The organism is Limnohabitans sp. MMS-10A-178, from assembly GCF_003063375.1.
In the GTDB taxonomy this organism is placed as follows: domain Bacteria; phylum Pseudomonadota; class Gammaproteobacteria; order Burkholderiales; family Burkholderiaceae_C; genus Limnohabitans_A.
The window spans coordinates 368,353-391,870 of the sequence record NZ_NERY01000002.1 but is presented as its reverse complement, the minus strand read 5'-3'; the positions used below and the strand labels follow the sequence as shown (position 1 = coordinate 391,870).

Here is a 23,518-nt window from a genome sequence, read left to right as displayed (position 1 = left end):
CTGGATCATCCAACAAAGCAGAGTGGTTCAAATTGGTATCAAGGGCGCGTGATTTCTACGGGCGTGTGCATGTAATCGGAAACGACATTGCCAGTTAAGCGACGGCCATCAACTCGGCCAGAAAAGGCATGCACTTTGCGGTCAGGTGTGATGAATTGAAATTTCACTTCATCTCCGCGCAATCTGGCACCAAGCATGGCAAAAGTTTGGCCACCACGCGTGAGGGTACCGCCAATGTTTTGAAATGATTGACTCATATTCAAGCGAATGGGGCCGCCGTCCATGCCATTCATAACCCAAGCTCCTTCAACTTGCGCAGGAACAACCCAAAAATACCCCACTGAATGTCTGTATGACATGGTTTCATCGGGCTCCCAATCACCCATGGTAAATGCGTGTGAGACGATACGGGTACCAGGCTTCATCTTGAGCAAGGTGGGGCGAAGCTTCATGTTGAGATGTGGCATGAGGTAAAGAGTTACCACAGTGGCTGAGCTGAAGTCTTCTTGAAAGATGTCGCCCGTGATAATTCTCACTTTGTCGTTCAAACCAGCTTCTGCCACTTTGCGCCGAGCAAATTGCGCCATGTCGGGGTTGAATTCAATGCCCACCGATTGCGCGTTGTATTTGCGTGCAGCGGTGATGGCGATGATGCCATCGCCCGCACCTAAATCAAACACTTTGTCTTGATGAGTGACATTGGCTGCGGTGAGCATTTTGTCGATCAGTCCTTCTGGCGTGGGGATCCATATCACGTCCTTGCCAGCTTGACCTTGCACGGGCGCGTAGGTCGGTGCTGCGGGCGTGGTTGAGTAGGCGAAATTCATCCCACTGATCAGCAGTGCGGACAATAAAATACGAGACAACTTCATGATCAACTCCTTATTTGACTTATCAGATTGGGTTTAAAGGCTACTGAAAATTTCAGCTCATTGTAAAAAACCGTTAGGTTAATCTTTCTTTGATGACATTTCTTATCAAAGTTAAATTTTTATTCCTTCATCAGTAAATACCCTTGAATCCAACATACCACTTCTTAGGTGTGTAATTTGTGCAAAAAATCTGGCATCAAATTAGAATGTACTGGTTAATTTTTTCTTAGATTTTTAGAAAGCAAAAAACTCTGACTTTATGGGGCTCATCATGAATTTTGCCGCTCAGCGCCCACATGGATTAAGTTCGTGATTTCAAATTTCCAACAAACCTTCAAGCCATTGTTGTTTGAGGCCATTGGAAAAGGGCTTCAAAACATGACGGGTGCTTCTTCCTCATTAGAGGAATTCAAAATACCCGTTGGCGACCCTGGTCTCTTTGGTCCACAGTCGGTTGTTTGGAAAGTCCATGCCAATTTTTCTGCCATGATGGTGGGTGGCTTGTCTTCTTTGATGATTCAGGCCCTTCATCCAAGGGCCTTGGCGGCTGTCTGGGATCACTCCAACTTTAGACACCAGCTTAAGGCCAGGCTAGGCCGCACGGCCATGTTTGTTGCAGCAACTACCTACGGCGGCGTCGATCTTGCCAACCAACATATTCAGCGTGTAAATTCAATTCATGCCAATATTCGAGGCATTGATTTAAATGGACAGCCTTATTGCGCCAACGATCCTCATCTCATTCGATGGGTTCATCTGGTTGAGACCATTTCCTTTTTAACAGCCTATCAACACCTTAGTTTGCTTCCATTGTCTACGGCAGAATGCGACCGCTACATCGTAGAGATGAACAAAGTGGGTGAAATGTTGGGTGCAACAAATTTACCCATTACTTTCAACGATGCTAAGAATGCAATGAAGCAATATGAGTTTGAGTTGGTTTTTGATCATCGAACGCGTGAAACCCTTCAATCGATTGAGTCTTATTCTGTTGAGTTCACAGAAAAACCCTTCTTTGATTTAATTTTGAGGGCTTCGTTTGACATCATTCCAAGTTGGTTAATGCAAAAATTGGAAAAAAAATCGGATGTGTGTTTGCTCATTCAAGCCCGCAGGCTATCCTTGCAAGTCGCTTCCCAACCGGTTCAGTGGATGCTCAACGAACAGGGCGTGAGTGCGGTGGCCAGATCACGAGTTAACCAATATAAAAGGAATGAATAAGATGGTCCGTAAAGTATTCATTACAGGTGCTACAAGCGGCATCGGCGAGGCCATTGCAAAAGCCTTTCAAGCTGAAGGCGCACAAGTTGTGGCCACAGGCGCCACTCTTTCGGAAGTTGAAACTGCCCGCCAAAAATCCGCCAATTCCGGTATTGATTTTCGGGTTCTCGATGTTCGCGATCTTTCTGCAGTTCAATTGATGGTAAGTTCATTGTCAGAGCTTGATGTGGTGGTCAATTGCGCAGGTGTGATTCAACGCGCACTTGAATTAGGACCAGAAGCTTTTGCCCGCACAGTCGATATCAACCTCAACGGCACAATGCGTGTTTGTGCTGCAGCTCGCGAGGGGCTCAAAGCTCGCCGCGGATGTATTGTCAACACTGCATCCATGCTCAGTTTTTTTGGTGGAGGTTTGGTACCAGGCTATAGTGCTAGCAAAGGTGGCGTGGCCCAATTGACCAAATCTTTGGCCATTGCCTATGCCGACGATGGCATACGCGTCAACGCTGTAGCTCCCGGATGGATTGCCACACCACTCACCCAAGCTTTGCAAGACGACCCCCTGCGCGCTGCACCCATCTTGGCTAGAACGCCCATGAAGCGCTGGGGTACACCCGCCGATGTGGCTGGCCCTGTGTTGTTTTTGGCCAGCCCACAAGCTCAATTTGTCACAGGTGTGGTTTTGCCTGTAGACGGTGGATATCTAATTTCTTAAATAAGAAAGACTTGAACAATGACACCTATTACACAACATCCAGGTATCAGAGCCGAAATTGCCGTAACTGCCATTCCCGAGGACGAGCGAGTTTGGGTACCGCAAGCGCCTGATGTTTGGTTCAGACCCTTGCTTATGAACACAGTCACAGGAAGTTGGTGCAACTTGTTGCGCGTGCGCAAGTCTGGCGTGCTGTCTCGCCACATTCACCCTTCTTGGGTGACGGGCTATGTCATCAAGGGTGCTTGGCGATATTTAGAACACGACTGGGTTGCCAAGGCTGGATCGTTTGTCTATGAGCCGCCTGGTGAAATTCACACGCTGGTGGTCGACGAAGTGGTGGGTGAACCAGAAATGATCACCCAATTCAATATTCATGGCGCCATGATTTACCTTGACGACCAAGGCCAAACCACAGGCTACGAAGATGTATTTACCAAAATTGAGATGTGCCGCAAACACTATGCAGCCGTTGGCCTAGGGGCTGAATACATCGATCAATTCATTCGATAAAAAATGGGGCCTAAGGCCCCATTCTTTTTTTTGCTTTAAACCTTAGGGTTTGAAAACATACCCTGGCGCAATCATCACATTGGCAGGGATGGGTGGCAAATCAGAAAACAACTTGGGGTTTTCTTTCATGACCTTGAGCATGTGCTTTGGTTCAATGTGTTTGTTCACATCAAAACTTGCTTTGAGGATACCCAAGCGATTCAAACGATCTTGAGCAGCCCACAAAGCCTTGTAGTTGTTCATAGACAAGCGTCGATCAGCTTGCTGAATGTTGAACTGCATGGCGGCTTCTGCAACATCTTGTCTCAGACCTGGAATCCAGCGAGTTGCAACTTGAGCTGCAGCTTTGGGATTGGCCCGCATCCATTGATCAGCTTCGGACACAGCTGCAAGAAACTTTTCAATGGTGGCGCCATTCTTTTCAACCCAGGGCCTCAAAGCGACATTGAAACCGACATAAGAAATGACATCGCCGCCGCGAATGACTTCAAAAGCGCCAGGCACATCTTTCAAGGCAATGATGGGCACTGGATCCCAGCATGCGAATGCATCAATGCCTTTTGCAAGCAATGCCACTGTCATGTCGGGTGGTGGCGTGTTGACAAGTGTGACGTCAGCGGGCGTTAAACCTGCTTTTTCGAGCAGACCCAAAACATAAAGGTGGTTGATCGTGCCGAAAGAGGCCGCAATCTTTTTGCCTTTGAGTGTCTTGAGATCGCCCTTGACGATGCCAGACGCAGAACCAGCGATCAAGGAAATGGTAGCGTCGCCGCCCAATTTGTGAGCACTGCCGCTGTAATTGCCCAAAGCGACCAAATCAATTCCACGCAATACAGCGCCAATCATGGGTACGCCAACTTGCAGCAAGTCATTTTCACCAGCTTGCAAAGAGTTGAGCGCGTCTACGCCCGTTGCATAGGGGCGAGCGATGGTGACATCTAAGCCCCATTTTTCAAAAAAGCCACGTTCGAGTGCAATCGGCAATCCGATTTGATCGACGCCAGCCACCATGCCAGCCTTCACCTTGATGAGATTTTGTCCTATGGTTAGCCCTGGTGCTAACAAGCAAAGACACAGCAAAAATTTCCGAAGTAACATTCTCAGTCTCCTTTTAGTGGTTCTATCCGCTTTACCCAAAAAGGGCGCGCAAGGCTTGATAAATCATCCCGCTTCACCCCACGAACTTCAATTGAAGTATCTTCCGTACCCGAAACTCGGCCAAACTGCTGCATCGCCATGACATGAAAGCGATCAGGCGTAAAAGGCAAAACAACTTGAACATTCACTTTGTTTTTGCCATCTCGCAGACTTGCATCCACTTTGCCTGATGCAGCAAGCTCCAAGTAGATTTGCCAAGCAGCAAACAAAAACAGGCTGACAATGACAATCCTGCCGCGGCTTGACTGCCAAATTGAATGCCAAAGCTTCATGCTGAACGCACCTTGCTAAGCACTTGAGCGCTCAAGCCCTTGAATGTGTCGTCTTCGATCAATTGATCCCAAACACGAGGACGCTGCAATTGAATAGGCATGTCTTCAAGGACGCGCCCTTTGCTGAGAACCACAACGCGGTCTGCCAAAAAAACTGACTCCGGGACATCGTGAGTAATGAAAAGGATGGTTGGACGCCGCGCTTGCCAAATTTTGGTCAGCTCCTCTTGCAGTGTCATGCGTGTTTGAGCATCCACACTGGCAAAGGGCTCGTCCATCAAAAGCACGTCTGGGTTGTTTGCCAATGCACGTACCACACCTACACGTTGCTGCATGCCGCCCGAAAGTTCATTGGGATACTTTTGCGCCACATGTTCTAAACCGACGAGAGATAAAAACTCAAGTGCTATTTGATCGCATTCTTTTTTGGGTAGGCCTTTCATGCGCGGACCAAAGCCTACGTTTTCGCCAACTGTTTTCCAAGGGAACAAGGCAAAAGATTGGAACACGACACCTCGGTCTGCACCGGGCCCTTTGATGGGCTTGTCGTCGATGTTGATAGATCCGCCAGAAATTGGCAGAAAGCCTGCAATCATGTTCAGCAATGTGGTTTTGCCGCAGCCCGATGGACCCACAATGGAAATAAATTCACCTTGATTGACCTTCAAGGAGATGTCGTGCACGGCAGTAACGTTGGCGCCGGCGTAAGGATCAAAATACGTTTTGGAAACGTTTTGAATTGTCAAATTTTTCATTGAGTAACCAGACCCCATCTTTTTCCTGTTGCACGCTCAATTGGTGCAAGAACCCAGCTGTCGACCAAATACCAAAGTGTGCCCAAGACAACCATGCCAAGCAGAATTTCCACCACCGAACCGGCGCGGCGTGCATCAAACATCATGAATCCGATGCCGCTAGTGCCTACGATAATTTCAGTCGCGATCAGAGCACGCCATCCGTAACCCAAGCCATTTCTCAGACCCGTCATGATGTTAGGAAGGGCGCCTGGCAAAACAACCTCCCACACCACTCTGAGTTTGGAAGCGCCCAAACTGAGTGCGGCACGGTGAAGGTCTGTGGATACCGATCGCACACCCAGGGATGTGTTCAACACAATTGGAAAGAGAACGGTGTAAACAATGATCAAAGTCATGGTGGTCAAGCTAAAGCCAAACCAAACCAACAAGATGGGAAGCCAAGCAATGTCGCCGATGGCTTGAAAGAACAACAAAACTGGCCATACCGCCTCCCTCACTCGATCGCTCAAGCCGATTAGGAGACCCAAGGGAATGCCTATTGCAACGCCCACGGCAGCGCCAACCGCCAAACGCACTACGCTGTCTTCTAAGTATTGAGTTAAAACGCCTTTGTAGGTGAGGGTGCCAAAGGCGTTGATGACATCCATGGGGCCAGGCAGAAAAGCACGTGGAAACACCTCGTATTCGGTCACTAGGGCCCATGCCATTACCAGCGGAATAAAAGGCAAGATGGTTTGAACAATGGGAAAATTAGCTACAAGCCGCAGATAAAAAGACCATGCTTTTAAAAAAATCATCATGCTCTCCTCACCATACCCCAGCGCTCAATGGTGGCGCGCTCTACGGGTGCCAGAATGAGTCGATCAATGGCAAGCCAGATAAGGCCAATGATGATCATGCCTAAAACGATGACTTCTGTTTTGTAGAAATCACGAGCCAAAAACAACATGTAGCCAAGCCCAACATTGGTGGCAATCATTTCAGCGGCTATCAAGCCCCGCCAAGCAAAGCCCAGTCCAGTTCGAATGCCGGTGACGATGTTGGGCAAAGCACCTGGCAAAATAACTTGTGTCAGAAGTGTCCAACCATTGGCGCCCAAAGATGCAGCAGCATTTCTCAATGGCATGGGAATGCTGGCAACACCCAGAAGTGTGTTGTAAGTTACAACAAAAAATACCGCATTGAAAATAACAAAGGTAATGGCGCCAAAGCCATAGCCAAACCACAGGGTGGCAATTGGGATCCAGGCAATACCGGCCAAGACAGAAAAAAATCTAAACAAGGGCGATAGGAAATCTGAAACGATGGGGTTGAGTCCCATGGCCACCCCCAAAGGGATACTGACCACAATGGCAATGAGTGTGCCAACTGCGACTCGCCCCAAGCTTGCCGCGATGTGTTTAACAAGACTTCCATCGTTGACGGCTTCGAGGCCAGCTTTGAAAACGGATTCTATGCTTGGAAAAACACGCGCATTCACTTGAAAAAATTGAATGGAAAATTCCCAAATCAATAACAACACTAGCAGTGGTATTGCAAACTTAAAAGCTGAATACAAGCGGTGTGACATTCAAACCATTCCTACATAACTACCGTTTCATGGTACTCACATTGGCTTCAGAGTAGATTGGGGTATTCACTTAAGCTTGGCGATTCAATCAATATCAAGTTGATAAAAAAAGGAGCCAATGGCTCCTTTTTATTTTTAAATGTTGAAATCTGAATCAACAATGCAGATCAAAAAAATCCGATCTTCAGATTATTTCTTCAGCGAATGTCACCAGCAAGACTGGCTAGAGTGTCTGCAGGAATTTCAATGTGAGCAGGGTAGTTGGTGTGATCACAACCTATTTTTGCTACAGCACCAGCTTTTAAAGCTTGGCACATGGCGGGTGCAAATTCAAAGCGCACAAAGTGAACGGCTGATGTTTTCTCGTCATTTTCACGATCGAGATCTTCGTCGGCAATGGCATAGACCCTGGGATGACCTTCAATTTCAATGAACATGCGGTCTTCAATACCGATGAGTCTTGACAGTTCGCGTTTTCTTTCGATGATGTCGGTGTACTCGAGCATCATGGTGGCTTTCCAGTTGGTGCCGTCTGGTACCAATGGCGCATAGGCTTCTATTTCATCTTGAATGCCTTCTTCTTCAAAGACTTTTTCAATGCGCAACATTTCTTGAATTTGGTAGCGAATGGTGGTCTCGCTTTCAAATTGCAATGACAAGTGCTCGCCCAAGCGAATGCTTCTCAGTTTACGGTGTGCAATGACATCGGCCTTGTTGGCTTTGCGCCATTTGGTATAGGCTTCCAATGTCATTAAATTTTCTGCGGTGATGTTTCCAGTCAATTGCATGATTGTTCCTTTTTATTTCAAACCGTATGCTTTGCGCACCAGTGTGAGAGGGTGATTCAGTTCGGGTGCCCCTAAGTTGTTGACTTCAAAACCTTGTGCAATGTGATGGCCACCCAATGGACAATCTGAACTGATGAAGTCGGGCTTGCTGCCATCTTTCATGGTGGCCATGGCCTTGAAAACTGGCTTGCCAATTTTCATGGCAGTTTCGTGTGATGCTTTTTTAACGCCATAAGTGCCGGCATGGCCAGAGCATCTTTCAATCGTGTTGATTTCTGTATCAGGAATCATTTTCAGCATTTCTTCGGTTTTACGTCCAATATTTTGAACGCGACCGTGACATGGAATTTGATAGCTCACGTTGCCCAGTGCTTGCGGAAATTCAGTTTTGAGCAAGCCATCGCGTTTGCGAGCCATGAAATATTCAAACGGATCCCACATGTTGTCTTTCACCAATTGGGTATCTGCACAATCGGGAAACATGAGCGGAATTTCTTGTTTGAACATCAATGCACAACTGGGTACTGCGGCCATGATGGCAAAACCGTCTTTGGCGTACTGCGCCAAAACAGGAATGTTGGCTTCTTTAGATTCTTTGACCGAATCGAGATCACCCAGTTCGAGTTTGGGCATGCCACAGCATTTTTCTTTATCAACAATGACATAGGGAATGTCGTTGTGATTCAGAATTTTGAGAAGGTCGTGCCCAATGCCGGGCTCGTTGTAGTTGATGTAGCAAGTTGAATAAATGGCAACTTTGCCTGGTGTTTTCTCACCATCGACAACCTTCATGCTGGTTGACTCTTCTGCGCTTGATCTGAACTTTCGTGTTGCCAAAGAAGGCAGCCAGGCATTTTGGTCAACGCCCAAAGTAGACTCCATGACGCCGCGAGCCGCTTTGCTCTTGTTGATGGCATTGACTGCTTGAACCACAATGGGAATGCCAGCCAGTGAACCATGAACATCCGTAGAGGCAAGGAGCTTTTCTGCAGTGCCCACTTCGCCTTTCTTGAACTTGATGGCCTTAGCGCGCAGCATGGTGTGAGGAAAATCGAGGTTCCATTCATGAGGCGGTGTGTAGGGGCACTTGGTCATGTAGCAAAGGTCGCACATGAAGCACTGATCGACTACTTTCCAGTAATCTTTTTTGTCGACGCCGTCGACTTCCATGGTCGAGCTCTCGTCGACCAAATCGAACAGTGTGGGGAAAGAGCCGCACAAGCTGACACAGCGGCGGCAGCCGTGGCAGATGTCAAAAATTCTTTCTAGTTCGTTGAAGCAAGATTCTTCGTTGTAAAAATCTGCGCCTTGCCAATCTAGTGGATGGCGTGTGGGGGCTTCAAGATTGCCTTCTTTGGCCATGCTACTTCCTCATTCAATTGTTAATTTCACAAAAAGCCTTTACCAAGCTGTTTGTGAAATTACTGCACCCAAGGGTGCAGTAACTCAGCACATCAAATCACTCGACCAATTCGGTCAATGCTTTTTGATAGCGGTTGGCGTGTGAACGCTCTGCCTTGGCGAGTGTTTCAAACCAGTCAGCAATTTCATCGAAGCCTTCATCGCGAGCTGTTTTGGCCATGCCAGGGTACATGTCGGTGTACTCGTGGGTTTCGCCAGCAACAGCAGATTCCAGGTTTTGGCGTGTTGTGCCAATGGGCATGCCAGTAGCTGGATCGCCAGATTGCTCTAAAAATTCCAGATGGCCGTGTGCATGACCGGTCTCGCCTTCAGCGGTAGAGCGGAAAAGCGCTGCCACATCGTTTTGACCTTCAACGTCAGCTTTGTTTGCGAAATACAAATAACGACGGTTGGCCTGTGATTCGCCTGCGAAGGCGTCTTTCAGGCATTGTTCCGTGCGCGAGCCTTTGAGTGCTGCCATGGTTAATCTCCTTGAGTTAGAAACAATTGCTTTGACCGATTTGTCAAAGACTCTCGAACTTTATAGGGCTGCCGCTTTGACGTCTAATTGAGATATTCAATGGCCTTCATTAAAGCTGGCTATAGACTTAGGGTTTGTACCAATGCTTGGTCGCTTTTTTCTTGACTCTTGGTATTCGGAAATTACCCTTCCAAAATCTGTTCTTTTTGACTTCCAGATAATGACATTATCAAAAAGATCAAAATCAAACATGAAAACTGCTCCCATTCCTCAAGCTGTACTGGGCAACTACGATGGCTCAAGTTGGAGTTGGCATCTCAAGCGCAACATTTCAATATCACCATCTCAGTTGGCTTTGATATTCTGCGCTTTGGGTCTTGTTTCTTTGATCATTGGCTTTGCTTTTTATTGGGTAGGCGCATCGCTCATACTGCCTTTTTCTCTGGTTGAAATAGCGGTATTGCTGGTAGCCTATATTTACAACGCCATTCATGCCAACGACTACGAAACCCTCACGCTAAATGGCAATGTCATTCAAGTTGAGAGCAAAATTGGATTGAAGCTGAACCACATGCAGTTTGTGAGTTCCTTAACCCGATTAGACACACTGGATCACATGAATCAATTGATTCAACTCAAGCAAGGTCAAAAAGACACTTACTTTGGCCGATATGTGCATGCCAATTTGAGGCCTTTGCTTGCCAAGCAAATTTCTTCGCGCTTGCTTTCAAATCACAGTTATTGAGGCTTGAAAGCATGAATCGCTTGGGGTAGTCAAAACAATGTTGATCTGACCCCAATTAACTTGACCCCAATTGATTTTTAGGTACCGATGATGCCGCCGTCTTGTTTGCGGATGACAACAGTCGCGGAGCGGGGGCGGCCTGTGGGTTTTTGCTCTGGCCAGTTAGAAATAGCGCGCGGGTTGGCGGGGTTGTTAAGCTCGCTAGGCGTTTCACCTGGATGCTGAATGTTGACGAACATGGTTCTACCGTCAGGGGTTTCTGTTACTCCTGTCACTTCGCTACCTGCTGGGCCCACCAGGAAGCGGCGAACCTCACCAGTTAGTACATCGGCTGCAAGCATCATGTTGTTGCCAAAGTTTTTGAGATCGCCTTTGCCCATGGCAGAGGTGGACATGTCGGTTTGAATCCACATCAGGCCGCGGCCATCCACCCACAAGCCATCGGGGCAAGAGAACATGTCGCCCTTGATGTTGCCTTTGGCTTCTGGACGAGCCAATGAAGGATCGCCAGCCATGATGAAGTGATTCCATGCAAAAGTGGTGGCGTGGAAATCGACATCTTCTTTCCAGCGAATGATGTTGCCTTGGGTGTTGTTGGCGCGGGGGTTGGCCGCATCGACGCCAGGTTGATTACTGCGACCTCGGTCGCTGTTGTTGGTGAGTGTGGCGTAAACCCAGCCTTGTTTGTCGATGTCAATCCACTCAGGGCGGTCCATTTTGGTGGCGCCCAAAAGGTCGCTGGCTTGGCGTGCTTTGATAAGCACTTCGGCCTGATCGGCAAAACCATTGGCTGAAGTCAAAGGACCTTGTCCGTGTGTGAGGGCAATCCATTGGCCTTTGCCATCTTCATTGAACTTGGCTACATACAAAGTGCCATGGTCAAGCAGTGTGGCGTTGGCTGCAGCACCACCAGGTTTGATGGCATCGCGGCTGACAAATTTGTAGATGTATTCCAAGCGAGCATCTTCACCCATGTAAACAACGGCTCGTTTGTCTTTGGTGACTGCAATGGTGGCGCCTTCGTGTGCGCCACGGCCCATGGCTGTGCGCTTCATGGGCGTAGCGTTGGGATTCTGAGGATCAATTTCAACGATCCAGCCGAATCGGTTGGGTTCGTTGGGGTTTTGAACGGCATCAAAACGTGCATCATGCTCGTGCCAACGGTAACGTACACCACCTTTTCTCAAGCCCCAACGACGCTCGTGTTCGGACATTTTGTCGCCACCACTGAAGTAAAAGATGAAGTTTTCTTCGGAGGTGAGGTAAGTGCCCCATGGCGTGATGCCACTTGCGCAATTGTTCAAGGTACCCAAAACCACTTTGCCAGATGGATCGGCAGCAGTTTTCATGAGCGCGTGACCGGCAGCAGGGCCGCTTAGTTCAATTCGTGTATTGGCCGTAATGCGGCGGGCATACTTGGAGGGGTTGACCACCTCCCACTTGCCGCCTTTCTCTTGAACTTCAACCACAGACACGCCGTGGGCAGCTTGTGATTTGCGCACTTTCTCGGCGCTCCAGTTGGCCATGCCATCTTTGAACAACAAGCCGTGGTCCACGTACTCGTGGTTCATGGCCAGCAAGCCACGCCTAGATCCATCAAGGGCATAAAAATGAATGCCGTCGTGGTGCATTCCCAATTGTGTTTCTTGCTCGGAAGCAGAGTTGCTGGCGTCGTCTTTGAATGGATTATTTTGGCCCACAATTCCCACTGGATCGCCCCAAGGCGCAATGACGTGAGCAATATAGCCCTCAGGAACTGTGATGCTGTCGGCAGTAGAAATAGCCACGCTTTTGAAACCAATTTTGGCAGCGGCTACCTTGCCCATGGATGCGCAGCCTGTGAGGGCAGCAGCAGCGCCCACAGCGCTAAGTGGCGCCAAAAAGCTGCTGGCCAATGCGCCCAAGCCACCTCGCAGCACTTGGCGGCGCGAAGTGTCTGACACGTCATGAATGCTGGGGTTGGAAGAGCGGTTGCTGTCTTCCATCAAAGAAAAGTCTTTTGCCATGGTGTTGATTTCGGTGAGGGATGGTTTATAAGGTTGTAGCTAATATCTTTTTATGCCATTTTGTTGACAATTGTGTGACAAAACCAGAAACCTTAGCCTAGTAAGATTTTTTAGATGAAAACAATTCAACAACCTGGATCTTGGCCGTCTCCTTTGTCGGCCAGCTTGTTAGCCCATGCTGGCAGCAGCATCATGTGGTCTCAGCCAGTGGGACAAGATTTATGGTGGGATGAGGTGAGGCCCAGTGAGGGCGGACGGACTCTCGTGGTCAGTCGGGAGCATGGCGATATTTTGAAAGCGCCATGGAGTGCCAAAAGTCAGGTGCACGAATATGGTGGTATCAGTTGGTTGGGCTTTGTTCAAAATGGCCTGCCCATGCTGGCTTTTGTAAACAAGGTAAACCAGCGCATTTACATCACTGAACCCATGGGCGAGCCTATTCCTTTCAGCCCTGAACCTCCTATTGGCCAAAGCCATCGCTACATCGACATGATTGCCGTGGGGGAAGAAATTTGGTGCATTAGGGAAGTGCACGCCGAGTCTAAAGTTCAAAGAGATTTGGTTGCGGTGGGCCCAAGTGGTTTGCGAAGCCTAGACTCTTCCTCTCATTTCTATGCCCATCCAAGGCTTTCAGCCGATGGTCGTTATTTGGCCTGGGTAGCTTGGGAACATCCACAAATGCCTTGGGATGGTACCGAGGTGCGTGTGGCCGATGTAGAAAATGGCAACTTGCACAATGTCCGTGTGTTGGCAGGCAATACAAATACTTCTAGCTTGTCACCTGAATGGGGTCCCAACAATCAACTCTATTTCATCAGTGATGCAAGTGGCTGGTGGAATCTTTGGCAAGCAGATTTGACAGGGCCATTGCACCACCTCATTGAAGAAAAAAGTGAATGGGGCTTCCCGCTTTGGCAGTTGGGAATGAGGGCATTGTCTGTGCTTGAAGACGGACAGATATTGTCTGTGCATGGCCCTGTGGATGCTCGAAAAGTGGTGCGGGTCAATCCCCAGACTGGCAAGATGCAAGACTTGCATTGCGACTTGACCGATTTCAAACCATCTCTCAGCGCGTCAGGTCGCATGGCTTATGCCGTAGGTTCTAGTGCTCATGTGGTTTCGCAGCTCATTGAAATTGATTTGCGCAGCTGGCGAGTTGCTTCGGTGGTCACTTCAATCAATGCGCCTATCGATGCAGCATTTTTTCCCAAGCCGCATGAAATTAAAGCAGTGCGGAAAGATGGTCGTGAGGTTTTTGCCATTTTGCACGCAGCGCATCATCCTCAATATGAGCCTTCAGAAAAGCCACCTCTCATGGTGGTTGTACATGGTGGGCCTACAGCCAATTCAACGGCCACTTTGTCGATGAAGTATGCCTACTTCACCACACGCGGAATTTCGGTTGTCGATGTGAACTATGGGGGTTCTACAGGCTATGGCCGTGAATATCGCAATTTACTTCGGGGGCAGTGGGGTGTGGTGGATTGTGAAGATGTATTGGCCGTAGTCGACTCACTCATTGCGCAGGGTGTTTGCGCGCACAACAAGGTTCTCATTCGGGGCGGCAGTGCAGGGGGCTTTACAGCGTTGAATGCATTGGTCAGCAGCCAAAAATTTGCTGCAGGTGCTTCTTACTATGGCGTAGCAGACTGCACCACACTGGCCACCGATACTCACGATTTTGAATCTAGGTATTTAGACACCATGATTGGCGCTTACCCCGCCGCAAAAGCTTTGTACGTTGAACGCTCTCCCTTGACGCACTTGAGCCAACTAAGTTCGCCATTGGTTATTTTCCAAGGGTTGGAAGACAAAGTGGTTCCGCCTTCGCAATCTGAAGCCGTTCGGGATGCCTGTTTGGCCAACGGTCTGAAGCATGCCTATGTGGCCTATGAAGGTGAGGGGCATGGGTTTAGGCAGGCCAGCACCATCGTGTCTTCGCTTGAAACAGAACTCAGGTTTTATGGCGAAGTTTTGGGATTTGTGCCGCAGGTTTAAGTAGCTTGCCTTAAATCACTAGATTGATTGCGATGTTGAAATGATCAAATCTATTCAATTTCGGTTACCCCAACCACAAAGTAGTCTGTATCACCAAAGCAGGTGGTGGGCAGGCCTTTGTGTTGCTCGTAATTGAGGGTGACTCGCTTGCCTGCGGCTGCACTGACTTTTTGAGCGACTGCTTCATCGCGCACTGTAAAAAGAAACTTTTCTGGCGCAGCACCTGGCATGGCCACCAAAGAAAGTTCGCCTTCCCAAGTTTTGCAAATCCAGCCTTTGTTGGACACTTTTTGCAAAAAGCCGGCACGCTCACCGGTTGAATAGCTCCAGTTGAGCGCAATGTAGATGTAAAGGGCAAACAGGGCAATGCCGCCTGTCACGATGAACACGAGGGTTCTTAAAATCTTGGGTGCTTTGGAGGGGGTCATGATCCTATTTTAGAGCAGGCTGTTCTGAATGCTGCAATTTGGCAATTAAAAATAGGTTCAACCGAAATTTGTGTAAAGTGTTGGCAAGAAAATAATGTTGATCTGACCCCAATTAAATATATGACTCATGTGGATGTTCAAGCTCGGTTGAAGGCTTTGCGCGTTGAAATGGAGAAGCATCAGTTCGATGCTTGGGTGTTGCCGTCTTCAGACCCGCACAATTCAGAATACATGCCTTCGCGCTGGAAGGTGCGGCAGTTTATGTCGGGTTTTACAGCTTCGGTATCTACCATGGTGGTTTTAAAAGATGCTGCTTATGTTTGGGCCGATGGTCGATATTGGCTTCAAGCGGAGCAAGAGCTGTCAGGTACCGATATTCAAATTGTGTACTTAGGGCGTCCCGATGTCTTGCCTTGGAATCAATGGTTGGCCGAGCATCTGCCTGAAGGCGCTCGGCTGGGCTTTTATGGGGCTACCATGATGGTCAAGGCTGTGGCCGATATTGAAGAAAAATTGAAATCCAAACGTATCAGTGTTCAGACAGAGCATGACTTGGTCGATGCCGTTTGGGTCGATCGACCTGGTTTTCCAATGGCACATGTGTTTGCGCATGCCATGGCCTATGCAGGTGAAAGTGCGCAAGACAAACTCAATCGGGTACGAGAACAAATGCGCAAGTTGGACGCGCAAGTGCATGTTTTAAACGCGCTAGACGACATTGGCTATTTACTCAATCTTCGCGGCACTGATGTACCCACATCGCCTTACTTCCATGCTTATTTGGTGGTGGCACAGCAGAGTGCCTTTCTGTATGCACACCTCCCACGTTTTTCTGCCGACCTGGTACAAAGTTTGAAAGAGCAGGGCGTAGAGTTAAAACCTTACGACATCTTTTTTGACGACTTGAAGGCTTTGGCTGGACAAGCAGTGTTGGTTGATCCAGCGCAAAGCAATTTGCTCACATTCAAGCTACTTCGCAGTTTCAATTGTCGATTGATTGAAAAACGGGCCCCCTCGATTGCCATGAAGGCAGTTAAAAACTCAATTGAATTGGACAATTGGAAAAACTGTTTTGTTCGCGATGGCATTGCCATGGTCCGATTTTTGAATTGGTTCTACAAGCATGTTGGCGCGGGCAACTTGACTGAACGAATGGTTTCCGACCAGATTGATGGCGAGCGAGCCAAGTTGAATTTATTTCGGGGCCTGAGTTTCACAACCATTCCAGCCTATGGCCCCAATGCGGCCATGATGCACTATGGTTTGAAAGATGGCACAGAGACACCTGTTAAGCCTGAAGGCTTCTTTTTGCTCGATTCAGGAGGGCAGTATGACGATGGCACCACAGACATCACGCGCACCTTTGTTTGTGGCCCATGTACCGATGAACAGATGCGCCATTACACCTTGGTGTTGAAAGGCATGTTGCGACTTTCCGCTGCTATATTCATGCAAGGTACGCGTGGTTTGCAATTGGACATTTTGGCCCGCCAGGCTTTGTGGAATGAAGGTGTCAATTACTCCTGTGGCACCGGGCATGGCGTAGGCTATTTCAACAATGTGCATGAAGGCCCGCACAGCATTGGTGTGGGTTTGATAGACCAAGCCATTGAGCCTGGAATGGTGGTGACCAACGAACCTGGTGTTTACTTATCGGGTCGTTATGGCATACGCATCGAAAATATTTTGCTTTGCAAAGAACACTGCGCCACTGAGCACGGTAAGTTTTACCAGTTTGAACCTTTGACCTTGTGCCCCATTGACACGCGTGTGGTTCAAAAAGACTTATTGGGTGTTGAAGAAACGGCTTTTTTGAATGCTTATCACGCGAGGGTGTTTGAAAAACTGAGCCCCCATTTGCAAGGCGAAGATTTACAATTTTTGGAACACGCTTGTCGGGCCATTTAGCGACAGAGTTACGGCATCTGCTTTTTCAGTAGCGGACGCATGGCCCAAATGCCCAGCAGAGGGCCCAATCCCAACCATGGCAGAAGGGTGGACAAGTCATGCCAAGTGGCCAGGCTGGTAAACAGCTCAATGCTCACAATTGAAATACCAAAGCCAATGCAGTTGGTCAGGGTCAGTACGCTGCCTACGGCATGAGGCGGCGCATTGCTTGCTGTGAGGGTTGAAAACTGTGGTGAATCGCCTGCAACAGTTACGCCCCAAATGAGGAGCCAAGCCATCATCCATTCCAGCGACGCAGACATGAACCAGGGGGCTAGCAAACAACACAGACCACTCATGCCCAATTGAAGGGTGGCCACTTTGGCGCTGCCCCACCGTTTGGCCCCCAAGCCACCCAAAATGCAGCCCAATGCGCCAACGCCAATGACCGAGAATGCCGCAATTGAAAGCTGCGTCCCTTCAAAGCGAGTGGCCAAGATGAGGGGCGCCAACACCCACAAAGTGTAGAGCTCCCACATGTGACCAAAATAGCCCAGTACCGATGATCTCACGCGCCAATCTGTCCACAAACTGGCCAAGGCTTGCCATTGCAGTTGTTTGACTTGCATTGATTTTTGCGGAGGCTCTGGAATGAGCGCAAATAGCATGAGACCGCCTGCTGCAGCCAAACCAGCCACGCTCAACATGACAGTTGACCAAGGCAACTGGCTAGACAAGGCGCGAATGCCATGGGCACTGGCCGAGCCCAAAACCAATGCCCCAACCAACCAACCCAATGCAACGCCAAGTCCTTTGGGGAACCACTGCGAGGCTATCTTCATTCCCACGGGGTAGATGCCAGCGAGGAAGAATCCGGTGGTGGCACGCCACATTAAAAGTGCCAAAAAATCGTCTACATGGGCAAGAGCCCCCAATGTGCAAAGCGATCCCGCCAATGAGCACAGGAGAAAAACCCGCCTAGAAGAAAATCGGTCTGCAATGGCCAGCACTGCAAACACCAAGGTGCCAGCAATAAAACCCAATTGCAAAGCACTGGTCAGCCTGCCAACATCCGATGCGGGCCAACCCATTTGGATTTGCAGATCGGGCATGACGGCATTGACGGCAAACCACAAGGAAGTGCCAGCAAATTGCGCCAAAACAATGATGGGCAAAACATGCCGTGGTGTTTGTTTCATTGAGATACTTGAACCCAATTATTTGATCTGCGCCATAATTTGCATATCAACATGAAAAAAACTGAACTTTCACAATTTCAAATATGGGGCATTTTGGGTGGTGCGGCCATTATGCTCAGTTTGGCCATGGGGATGCGGCAGAGTTTTGGCTTGTTGCAGCCGCACATGATTCGCGACATCGGCATTACTGCGGCAGATTTTTCAATGGCGGTGGCCTTACAAAATATTGTCTGGGGCGCAACGCAGCCCGTGGTTGGCATTTGGGCAGATAAATATGGCACCCGGCCTGTGGCGCTTGTGGGTGTTTTAATTTACATCCTTGGCCTGCTATTTTTGACATTTGCCGATGCGGCTTGGATGGTCACGCTAGGCATTGGCTTTTGCGTGGGCATTGCCTTGTCATGTACAGCATCCAACATTGCCATGAATATCACTGCACGAACAGTAAGTCCCCTTAAGCGGGGCGCTGCCATGGGTGCGGTTTCTGCCATTGGCTCTTTGGGCTTGACCATCGCTTCCCCCATGGCGCAGTCCCTCATTGGCAATTTCAATTGGCAGATGGCTGCCATTGGATTTTTGGGTTTGGCTTGCGTCATGTTGCCAGCTGCCTTTTGGGGCTCCAAGGCCGATCAAATTGAGCCAGAGGCGGTGGTTGGCAAGCCTCAATCGGCCACTGATGCCATCACTGAAGCTTTGGGCCACAAAGGTTATCGGGTTCTAGCCATTGCGTTTTTTGTGTGTGGCTTGCAGTTGGTGTTTATCACCACCCATTTGCCTGCTTACCTGGATATTTGCGGCATGGACCCTACGGTGGGCAGCAACACCTTGGCCTTAGTGGGTTTGTTCAATGTGATTGGGTCATATTTGTTTGGCTGGCTTGGCGATCGTTATTCCAAACGCATGCTGCTGGGCAGTATTTACATGCTCAGGTCATTGGCCTTGTTCATGTTTTTTTCCTTCCCGCCTTCGCCCACCACTACTCTGATTTTTGGCGCAGTATTGGGCACACTTTGGCTGGGCGTGGTGCCCTTGGTGTCAGGACTCATCGTGCACCTGTTTGGCTTGCGCTTCATGGCCACCCTGTCTGGCATTGCCTTCATGAGCCATCAGGTGGGCTCGTTTTTAGGGGCATGGGGCGGTGGCTATATCTTCAACCTGTTTGGCAACTACGATCTGGCTTGGAAACTGGCCGTGGCCATTGGCCTGGCTGCAGGCCTGTTCCAAATGACCATGAACACCCAGCCTTCAGAAAGAATCAGAAACCAATTGGCCACCTAACAATTGGGGTCCAACAATTGGGGTCAGATCAACATTAATTGACCCCAATGCTCAATCAGCGTACCCAGGATTGGTGCGATCTAGGATGCGCATCATGGCCTCAAAGTAGAGCCGTTCGCGATCACCGCGAGGATGGCGGTCTGCGCCCGAAGGCGTGAGAACGCGTTGGATCACATCGTCGCTCAATATGTTGAGTGCTTTTCCTGTACTCATGGCCAAAACTTGGGTTTGACACGCTTTTTCCAGTTTGTACAAGCGGCGGTAAGCTTGTGCAACTGTATCGCCCACAGACACAACACCATGGTTCTTCATGAACAACACAGTTTTGTCGCCCATTAAATGGGCCAAGCGCTCACCCTCTTCGATGGAGGAGGAGAGGCCGGTATAAGTATCGTCGTAGGCAATGCGACCATGGAAGAATGCCGCCGTTTGGGTGGCCGGTAAAAGGCGATTGTCTTGGAGCATGTTGAGGGCAGTTGCCCAGGGCTGATGCGTGTGCAACACCACTTTAGCGCCCGTTAGGCGATGCAGTGGTGCATGAATACTTTGTGCGGAGAGTTCTACAACACCGCGCCCTTCTAGGGTTTGTCCGGCCTCATTGAAGATCATCATGTCACTGGCCTTGGCTTCCGACCAATGCAAGCCAAACGGCAACACAAAATACTGATCGGTTCGACCTGGGACGCAGACCGTGAAGTGGTTGTCAATGCCTTCATCAAAGCCATCTAAGACGGCCATGCGCAATGAAGCTGCCAAATGAATCTTGACTTGTTGAACGGCGTCTTGAGTGCTTGTTGTGTGCAGGGTGTGAACTGACATAAAACTTCAAATTGGAAGGTTAAAGTTCAATGAGGTTACCCCAAGCTGATTAGAATTCAAGCGGCGTAACCCTTATCTGTGCAACCCTTGTGACAATTTGTCTTCCCCTTCAACCCAGTACTTTGTCAAATCTGCCAAGGTCATCGGGTGTTTATATTTTCAAAGGGAAGGGTACCTTGCCTCTTTATATCGGAAAAAGTGTAGACATTAGAAGCAGGGTCATGGCCCACATGAGGGCTGAGGACGAGCGCGAAATGATGTCGCAGACATTGCAGGTTGATTGCATCGAAACTGCCGGTGAAATTGGTGCACTTATGCTTGAGTCGCACATGATCAAGAGTTTGAATCCCATTTTCAATGTGCGTCTCAGGCGATTGAGAAAGCTGTGTACGCTTCAAGTCGATGAGGTGGGTGGTGGTTTGATGCCCATCATTGTGAGTGGTTCAGATTTGGGACTTGGTCAAGTAGATGGACTGTATGGACTTTTCAGCTCCGTGCATTCTGCGCAAAGTAAGTTGCGCGAGCTGAGTGATCAGCATCGTCTGTGTTTGGGTCTCATCGGACTCGAGAAAATCAGCAAACGGGGTTGCTTTGGACTACAAGTCAAAACATGCTTAGGGGCTTGCGTAGGATTGGAGCCACGTGAGCAGCACGATCAGCGCTTGATGACCGCTTTGGCAGATTTGAAGGTTCATGCATGGCCTTTTCCTGGCGCCATTGATTTAGTCGAGCAGAACGACAGTTGGATACAGCGACATCGAATTCAAGATTGGCGCTATTTGAGCACCTCGTGTTCAAAAGCGGGCAACCTGAAGGTTAGCGTTCAACAAAGCTTTGACTTGGACACCTACAAAATCTTGGTCAAACCCATCATGCTAGGAACTGCTCGCATGGAGTTGGTGGGTGTCTAGAAGTATCGGACAATAGAGCTCTGTACTTTTTTAGTGTCAATTTTTGAGCGCCATGGCAATTCAATGGTTTCCCGGTCACATGCACCTCACCCGAAAGGCGATTGAGGAACGCATCAAAGACATTGACGTGGTCATTGAAATGCTCGATGCCCGACTGCCTGGCTCCAGTGCCAACCCCATGTTGGCTCAGCTCATTCAAGGCAAACCAGGCTTGAAGGTGCTTAGCAAACAAGATTTGGCAGATCCAGCACGCACTTCTTTGTGGTTGGCACATTACAACGCCTTGCCCAATGTCAAAGCCATTGGACTTGATACCAGCATGGTGTCTCCGGCCAAGGCCTTGATTGAGGCCTGTCATCAGTTGGCACCCAACCGAGGCGGCATGGCCAAACCCATGCGTGTTCTTATTTGTGGTATTCCCAATGTGGGTAAGTCAACCTTGATCAATACGCTGAAGGGCAAAAAAGCAGCCAAAACAGGTGATGAAGCTGGCGTGACCAAGCTGGAGCAGCGCATTACATTGGCCGATGATTTTTATTTGTATGACACGCCTGGTGTGCTTTGGCCTCGAATCATTGTTGAGAAAAGCGGCTACAACTTAGCGGCCAGTGGCGCTATTGGGGTCAATGCCTTTGACGATGAAGAGGTGGCACTCGAATTGCTGCATTACTTGATTGTCAACTATCCATCGGCTTTGACAACTCGCTACAAAATTCAAAATGTAGCTGAGCACAGCGATGAAACCATGCTGGAAGCCATTGCTCGATTTCGGGGCGCCATTCAAAGTGGTGGCCGAGTAAACACCACCAAAGCTGCTGAAATTGTGATTCACGATTTCAGATCAGCAGCCTTGGGCCGTCTGACTTTAGAGACGCCCACAGAATTCTCTGAATGGCTGGCTTCGGGCATGAAAGCAGACGCTGAGAAAACGCTGCGCAAGGAAGCGCTTCAAAAAGAAAAGAAATCTGCTCGCAAAGCCAAGATCAAGAACTGACCAAGCGCCATTTCTTGGCTCAAGGCTTTATCAAGAGTACGGGCACTTTGGAGGCACCAGCCACACGTTGCGCAACCGACCCCAACACTGTGTCAGCCCACCCAGAGCGCCCTTTGGTGCCCATGATGATCATGTCAAATCCACCTGCTTTGGCTTCTTTGAGAATTTGCTCGCTAGGGTGGCCAAATTTGATGGCCATATCGTGGGCCACATCGGCTTTGTCTAAAAATCGAACGGACCAAGCCAGATTGGTGTCGGCACCTTCGCGAAGATAGTCATCCACTGCACCTTTGGGTGTGAATTTTTTAAACATTTTGAGTGCAGAGTTGTCTTGGACAGTGATCACCGTGATGTGATTTTCGCCCTTCATGTTTTTGAACAGGGCGGCTGCATACTTGACAGCACTTTCGGAGGCTTTAGAGCCGTCTACCGCAATAAGGTATTTCATATCAATCCTTCAAAGTGAAGAATTGATACTAGGCTTTTAGCAAATGTGTGCCTTGATGCAAATCAAGCTTTATTTCTCTAGCTTGATACCTGTCTCTTGAACAATGTTGTTCCAACGAGATTGAATGCGTTTTTGCCAAGCTTGAGTTTCTTCGAGATTCATATCGAAGTAGATGCCACCAACCGCTTTAACCCTGTCCATGACGTCTGGTTGGTTAGCTGCTTTGAGGATGGCAGCGTTGAGCCTTCGCTGCACATCAATGGGTGTGCCAGTGGGCACCGCATAGACGGTGTAGCTTTGAAGTTCAAGATCTTTCAAGCCTTGCTCTGCCATGGTGGGTACGTTAGGTAGCAAGGGCAAGCGATTAGCACCAAACACACCCAAGGGAACGAGCTTGCCAGTGGCAATGAATGGGGCTACTTCGCTGTAAAAAGCTGAAACCAATTGAACTTGTCCTGAGGCTGCATCGGTCATTGCTGGCACATTGGCCTTGTAAGGTACATATTGAATTTTGGTGCCAGTTCGAACAGAAAATGCTGCGCAAACAAAATGTCCAACGGTGGCAGTGCCACTGCCACCGCAATCTAAAGTGGTGTTTTTGGCTTTGACATAGGCCAGCAACTCAGCCACATTTTTGACGCCTAACTGTGCATTGACCATCAAAATTGGGTAGCCTGCAATGGTGAGACCCACAGCGGAAAAGTCTTTGTTGGCATCGTAGCGAACAGGAACGCCGAGCTGTCCAATTAAGCCCATTTCATTTTGGCTGCCCATGAACAGCGTATGACCATCGGGATCCGCTTTGGCACCAGCCTCGGCTGCAATGGCCCCTGAGGCGCCAGGCCTGTTCTCAACCATGATAGCTTGACCTAGCTCTGCTTGAAGATGCGGCGCATGGCGTCTGGCGTAAATGTCAACCACACCGCCAGGTGCCGCCGAAGTGATGAGCTTGATAGGTTTTGTAGGCCAAGCTTGAGCTTGGGCAGAGCAAGTCAGTGTCAGACCCAGAAAAAGAGAAAGTAGGCTGCTTGAAACTGTTTTTTGCATCTGACTTCC

The 23,518-nt window shown here is 49.1% G+C and carries 24 protein-coding genes; 9 read left to right on the top strand and 15 right to left on the bottom strand.

Annotation, left to right across the window (positions count from 1 at the left end; translation table 11 throughout):
• Nucleotides 1–38: 38 nt before the first annotated feature.
• On the bottom strand, nucleotides 39–872 hold the full coding sequence (locus B9Z32_RS10760; RefSeq protein WP_108421418.1) for a cyclopropane-fatty-acyl-phospholipid synthase family protein: 834 nt from the start codon (nucleotides 870–872) through the stop codon (nucleotides 39–41).
• 309 nt (nucleotides 873–1,181) lie between these two features.
• Between B9Z32_RS10760 and B9Z32_RS10755 the strand changes: the two genes are divergently transcribed.
• The 3 genes from B9Z32_RS10755 to B9Z32_RS10745 are packed head-to-tail and all read left to right on the top strand — an operon-like array spanning nucleotide 1,182 to nucleotide 3,321.
• On the top strand, nucleotides 1,182–2,093 hold the full coding sequence (locus B9Z32_RS10755; RefSeq protein ID WP_108421417.1) for an oxygenase MpaB family protein: 912 nt from the start codon (nucleotides 1,182–1,184) through the stop codon (nucleotides 2,091–2,093).
• A gap of 1 nt (nucleotide 2,094) precedes the next feature.
• On the top strand, nucleotides 2,095–2,808 hold the full coding sequence (locus B9Z32_RS10750; RefSeq protein ID WP_108421416.1) for an SDR family NAD(P)-dependent oxidoreductase: 714 nt from the start codon (nucleotides 2,095–2,097) through the stop codon (nucleotides 2,806–2,808).
• 18 nt (nucleotides 2,809–2,826) lie between these two features.
• Complete coding sequence (locus tag B9Z32_RS10745; protein WP_108421415.1) at nucleotides 2,827–3,321, top strand: 2,4'-dihydroxyacetophenone dioxygenase family protein; 495 nt, start codon at nucleotides 2,827–2,829, stop codon at nucleotides 3,319–3,321.
• Between the two features lie 42 nt (nucleotides 3,322–3,363).
• Here B9Z32_RS10745 and B9Z32_RS10740 read toward each other — a convergent pair whose 3' ends face one another.
• The 8 genes from B9Z32_RS10740 to B9Z32_RS10705 all read right to left on the bottom strand — a co-directional run bounded on the left by B9Z32_RS10740 (nucleotide 3,364) and on the right by B9Z32_RS10705 (nucleotide 9,749).
• Entirely contained in the window at nucleotides 3,364–4,419 is a 1,056-nt protein-coding gene (locus B9Z32_RS10740) for an ABC transporter substrate-binding protein (protein WP_108421414.1), read from the bottom strand.
• 2 nt (nucleotides 4,420–4,421) lie between these two features.
• Nucleotides 4,422–4,751 (bottom strand): hypothetical protein, encoded by a 330-nt coding sequence (locus B9Z32_RS10735; RefSeq protein ID WP_199219984.1) that lies wholly within the window; start codon nucleotides 4,749–4,751, stop codon nucleotides 4,422–4,424.
• On the bottom strand, nucleotides 4,748–5,506 hold the full coding sequence (locus B9Z32_RS10730) for an ABC transporter ATP-binding protein (protein WP_108421605.1): 759 nt from the start codon (nucleotides 5,504–5,506) through the stop codon (nucleotides 4,748–4,750). The genes B9Z32_RS10735 and B9Z32_RS10730 overlap by 4 nt, the downstream gene beginning before the upstream one ends.
• On the bottom strand, nucleotides 5,503–6,309 hold the full coding sequence (locus B9Z32_RS10725) for an ABC transporter permease (protein WP_108421413.1): 807 nt from the start codon (nucleotides 6,307–6,309) through the stop codon (nucleotides 5,503–5,505). The genes B9Z32_RS10730 and B9Z32_RS10725 overlap by 4 nt, the downstream gene beginning before the upstream one ends.
• Nucleotides 6,306–7,079 carry an ABC transporter permease gene (locus B9Z32_RS10720; protein WP_108421412.1) on the bottom strand — a complete coding sequence of 258 codons (774 nt, stop codon included), beginning with the start codon at nucleotides 7,077–7,079 and terminating at the stop codon, nucleotides 6,306–6,308. The genes B9Z32_RS10725 and B9Z32_RS10720 overlap by 4 nt, the downstream gene beginning before the upstream one ends.
• A gap of 197 nt (nucleotides 7,080–7,276) precedes the next feature.
• Nucleotides 7,277–7,867: a DUF3501 family protein gene (locus tag B9Z32_RS10715; protein ID WP_108421411.1), complete on the bottom strand. Its 591-nt coding sequence runs from the start codon at nucleotides 7,865–7,867 to the stop codon at nucleotides 7,277–7,279.
• 12 nt (nucleotides 7,868–7,879) lie between these two features.
• Nucleotides 7,880–9,229: a (Fe-S)-binding protein gene (locus tag B9Z32_RS10710; RefSeq protein ID WP_108421410.1), complete on the bottom strand. Its 1,350-nt coding sequence runs from the start codon at nucleotides 9,227–9,229 to the stop codon at nucleotides 7,880–7,882.
• Nucleotides 9,230–9,326: 97 nt separating this feature from the next.
• Entirely contained in the window at nucleotides 9,327–9,749 is a 423-nt protein-coding gene (locus tag B9Z32_RS10705; protein WP_108421409.1) for a rubrerythrin family protein, read from the bottom strand.
• Between the two features lie 250 nt (nucleotides 9,750–9,999).
• On the opposite strand from B9Z32_RS10705, the gene B9Z32_RS10700 reads away from it, so the two are divergent.
• Nucleotides 10,000–10,494 carry a DUF2244 domain-containing protein gene (locus B9Z32_RS10700; RefSeq protein ID WP_158268207.1) on the top strand — a complete coding sequence of 165 codons (495 nt, stop codon included), beginning with the start codon at nucleotides 10,000–10,002 and terminating at the stop codon, nucleotides 10,492–10,494.
• Between the two features lie 77 nt (nucleotides 10,495–10,571).
• On the opposite strand, the gene B9Z32_RS10695 is transcribed toward B9Z32_RS10700, so the two are convergent.
• Nucleotides 10,572–12,500 (bottom strand): PhoX family phosphatase, encoded by a 1,929-nt coding sequence (locus B9Z32_RS10695; RefSeq protein ID WP_108421407.1) that lies wholly within the window; start codon nucleotides 12,498–12,500, stop codon nucleotides 10,572–10,574.
• A 114-nt stretch (nucleotides 12,501–12,614) separates the two neighbouring features.
• On the opposite strand from B9Z32_RS10695, the gene B9Z32_RS10690 reads away from it, so the two are divergent.
• The gene (locus B9Z32_RS10690) at nucleotides 12,615–14,498 is read left to right on the top strand and encodes a prolyl oligopeptidase family serine peptidase (protein ID WP_108421406.1); all 1,884 of its coding nucleotides are present in this window, start codon (nucleotides 12,615–12,617) and stop codon (nucleotides 14,496–14,498) included.
• 50 nt (nucleotides 14,499–14,548) lie between these two features.
• Here B9Z32_RS10690 and B9Z32_RS10685 read toward each other — a convergent pair whose 3' ends face one another.
• The gene (locus tag B9Z32_RS10685; protein WP_108421405.1) at nucleotides 14,549–14,926 is read right to left on the bottom strand and encodes a hypothetical protein; all 378 of its coding nucleotides are present in this window, start codon (nucleotides 14,924–14,926) and stop codon (nucleotides 14,549–14,551) included.
• 120 nt (nucleotides 14,927–15,046) lie between these two features.
• On the opposite strand from B9Z32_RS10685, the gene B9Z32_RS10680 reads away from it, so the two are divergent.
• Nucleotides 15,047–16,834 (top strand): aminopeptidase P family protein, encoded by a 1,788-nt coding sequence (locus tag B9Z32_RS10680; protein WP_108421404.1) that lies wholly within the window; start codon nucleotides 15,047–15,049, stop codon nucleotides 16,832–16,834.
• A gap of 8 nt (nucleotides 16,835–16,842) precedes the next feature.
• Here B9Z32_RS10680 and B9Z32_RS10675 read toward each other — a convergent pair whose 3' ends face one another.
• On the bottom strand, nucleotides 16,843–18,012 hold the full coding sequence (locus tag B9Z32_RS10675; RefSeq protein WP_108421403.1) for a nitrate/nitrite transporter: 1,170 nt from the start codon (nucleotides 18,010–18,012) through the stop codon (nucleotides 16,843–16,845).
• A 51-nt stretch (nucleotides 18,013–18,063) separates the two neighbouring features.
• On the opposite strand from B9Z32_RS10675, the gene B9Z32_RS10670 reads away from it, so the two are divergent.
• Complete coding sequence (locus B9Z32_RS10670; protein WP_108421402.1) at nucleotides 18,064–19,290, top strand: MFS transporter; 1,227 nt, start codon at nucleotides 18,064–18,066, stop codon at nucleotides 19,288–19,290.
• 51 nt (nucleotides 19,291–19,341) lie between these two features.
• Here B9Z32_RS10670 and B9Z32_RS10665 read toward each other — a convergent pair whose 3' ends face one another.
• Entirely contained in the window at nucleotides 19,342–20,109 is a 768-nt protein-coding gene (locus tag B9Z32_RS10665; RefSeq protein ID WP_108421401.1) for a class II aldolase/adducin family protein, read from the bottom strand.
• Nucleotides 20,110–20,330: 221 nt separating this feature from the next.
• On the opposite strand from B9Z32_RS10665, the gene B9Z32_RS10660 reads away from it, so the two are divergent.
• A complete protein-coding gene (locus B9Z32_RS10660) occupies nucleotides 20,331–21,020 on the top strand; it encodes an endonuclease (RefSeq protein ID WP_108421400.1) in 690 nt (229 codons plus the stop codon).
• 52 nt (nucleotides 21,021–21,072) lie between these two features.
• Nucleotides 21,073–22,014 carry a ribosome biogenesis GTPase YlqF gene (gene ylqF / locus B9Z32_RS10655; protein WP_108421399.1) on the top strand — a complete coding sequence of 314 codons (942 nt, stop codon included), beginning with the start codon at nucleotides 21,073–21,075 and terminating at the stop codon, nucleotides 22,012–22,014.
• A 19-nt stretch (nucleotides 22,015–22,033) separates the two neighbouring features.
• Here ylqF and B9Z32_RS10650 read toward each other — a convergent pair whose 3' ends face one another.
• Nucleotides 22,034–22,462: a universal stress protein gene (locus B9Z32_RS10650; protein WP_108421398.1), complete on the bottom strand. Its 429-nt coding sequence runs from the start codon at nucleotides 22,460–22,462 to the stop codon at nucleotides 22,034–22,036.
• 69 nt (nucleotides 22,463–22,531) lie between these two features.
• On the bottom strand, nucleotides 22,532–23,509 hold the full coding sequence (locus B9Z32_RS10645; RefSeq protein WP_158268206.1) for a tripartite tricarboxylate transporter substrate binding protein: 978 nt from the start codon (nucleotides 23,507–23,509) through the stop codon (nucleotides 22,532–22,534).
• Between the last annotated feature and the right edge of the window lie 9 nt (nucleotides 23,510–23,518).

Coding starts and splice junctions, on each gene's coding strand:
- B9Z32_RS10680 (WP_108421404.1), top strand. CDS start 15,047: ATGACTCATGTGGATGTTCAAGCTCGGTTGAAGGCTTTGCGCGTTGAA.
- B9Z32_RS10665 (WP_108421401.1), bottom strand. CDS start 20,109: ATGTCAGTTCACACCCTGCACACAACAAGCACTCAAGACGCCGTTCAA.
- B9Z32_RS10760 (WP_108421418.1), bottom strand. CDS start 872: ATGAAGTTGTCTCGTATTTTATTGTCCGCACTGCTGATCAGTGGGATG.
- B9Z32_RS10725 (WP_108421413.1), bottom strand. CDS start 6,309: ATGATGATTTTTTTAAAAGCATGGTCTTTTTATCTGCGGCTTGTAGCT.
- B9Z32_RS10720 (WP_108421412.1), bottom strand. CDS start 7,079: ATGTCACACCGCTTGTATTCAGCTTTTAAGTTTGCAATACCACTGCTA.
- ylqF (WP_108421399.1), top strand. CDS start 21,073: ATGGCAATTCAATGGTTTCCCGGTCACATGCACCTCACCCGAAAGGCG.
- B9Z32_RS10730 (WP_108421605.1), bottom strand. CDS start 5,506: ATGAAAAATTTGACAATTCAAAACGTTTCCAAAACGTATTTTGATCCT.
- B9Z32_RS10700 (WP_158268207.1), top strand. CDS start 10,000: ATGAAAACTGCTCCCATTCCTCAAGCTGTACTGGGCAACTACGATGGC.
- B9Z32_RS10695 (WP_108421407.1), bottom strand. CDS start 12,500: ATGGCAAAAGACTTTTCTTTGATGGAAGACAGCAACCGCTCTTCCAAC.
- B9Z32_RS10685 (WP_108421405.1), bottom strand. CDS start 14,926: ATGACCCCCTCCAAAGCACCCAAGATTTTAAGAACCCTCGTGTTCATC.
- B9Z32_RS10735 (WP_199219984.1), bottom strand. CDS start 4,751: ATGAAGCTTTGGCATTCAATTTGGCAGTCAAGCCGCGGCAGGATTGTC.
- B9Z32_RS10670 (WP_108421402.1), top strand. CDS start 18,064: ATGAAAAAAACTGAACTTTCACAATTTCAAATATGGGGCATTTTGGGT.
- B9Z32_RS10690 (WP_108421406.1), top strand. CDS start 12,615: ATGAAAACAATTCAACAACCTGGATCTTGGCCGTCTCCTTTGTCGGCC.
- B9Z32_RS10675 (WP_108421403.1), bottom strand. CDS start 18,012: ATGAAACAAACACCACGGCATGTTTTGCCCATCATTGTTTTGGCGCAA.
- B9Z32_RS10660 (WP_108421400.1), top strand. CDS start 20,331: ATGGCCCACATGAGGGCTGAGGACGAGCGCGAAATGATGTCGCAGACA.
- B9Z32_RS10750 (WP_108421416.1), top strand. CDS start 2,095: ATGGTCCGTAAAGTATTCATTACAGGTGCTACAAGCGGCATCGGCGAG.
- B9Z32_RS10745 (WP_108421415.1), top strand. CDS start 2,827: ATGACACCTATTACACAACATCCAGGTATCAGAGCCGAAATTGCCGTA.
- B9Z32_RS10740 (WP_108421414.1), bottom strand. CDS start 4,419: ATGTTACTTCGGAAATTTTTGCTGTGTCTTTGCTTGTTAGCACCAGGG.
- B9Z32_RS10645 (WP_158268206.1), bottom strand. CDS start 23,509: ATGCAAAAAACAGTTTCAAGCAGCCTACTTTCTCTTTTTCTGGGTCTG.
- B9Z32_RS10705 (WP_108421409.1), bottom strand. CDS start 9,749: ATGGCAGCACTCAAAGGCTCGCGCACGGAACAATGCCTGAAAGACGCC.
- B9Z32_RS10710 (WP_108421410.1), bottom strand. CDS start 9,229: ATGGCCAAAGAAGGCAATCTTGAAGCCCCCACACGCCATCCACTAGAT.
- B9Z32_RS10650 (WP_108421398.1), bottom strand. CDS start 22,462: ATGAAATACCTTATTGCGGTAGACGGCTCTAAAGCCTCCGAAAGTGCT.
- B9Z32_RS10715 (WP_108421411.1), bottom strand. CDS start 7,867: ATGCAATTGACTGGAAACATCACCGCAGAAAATTTAATGACATTGGAA.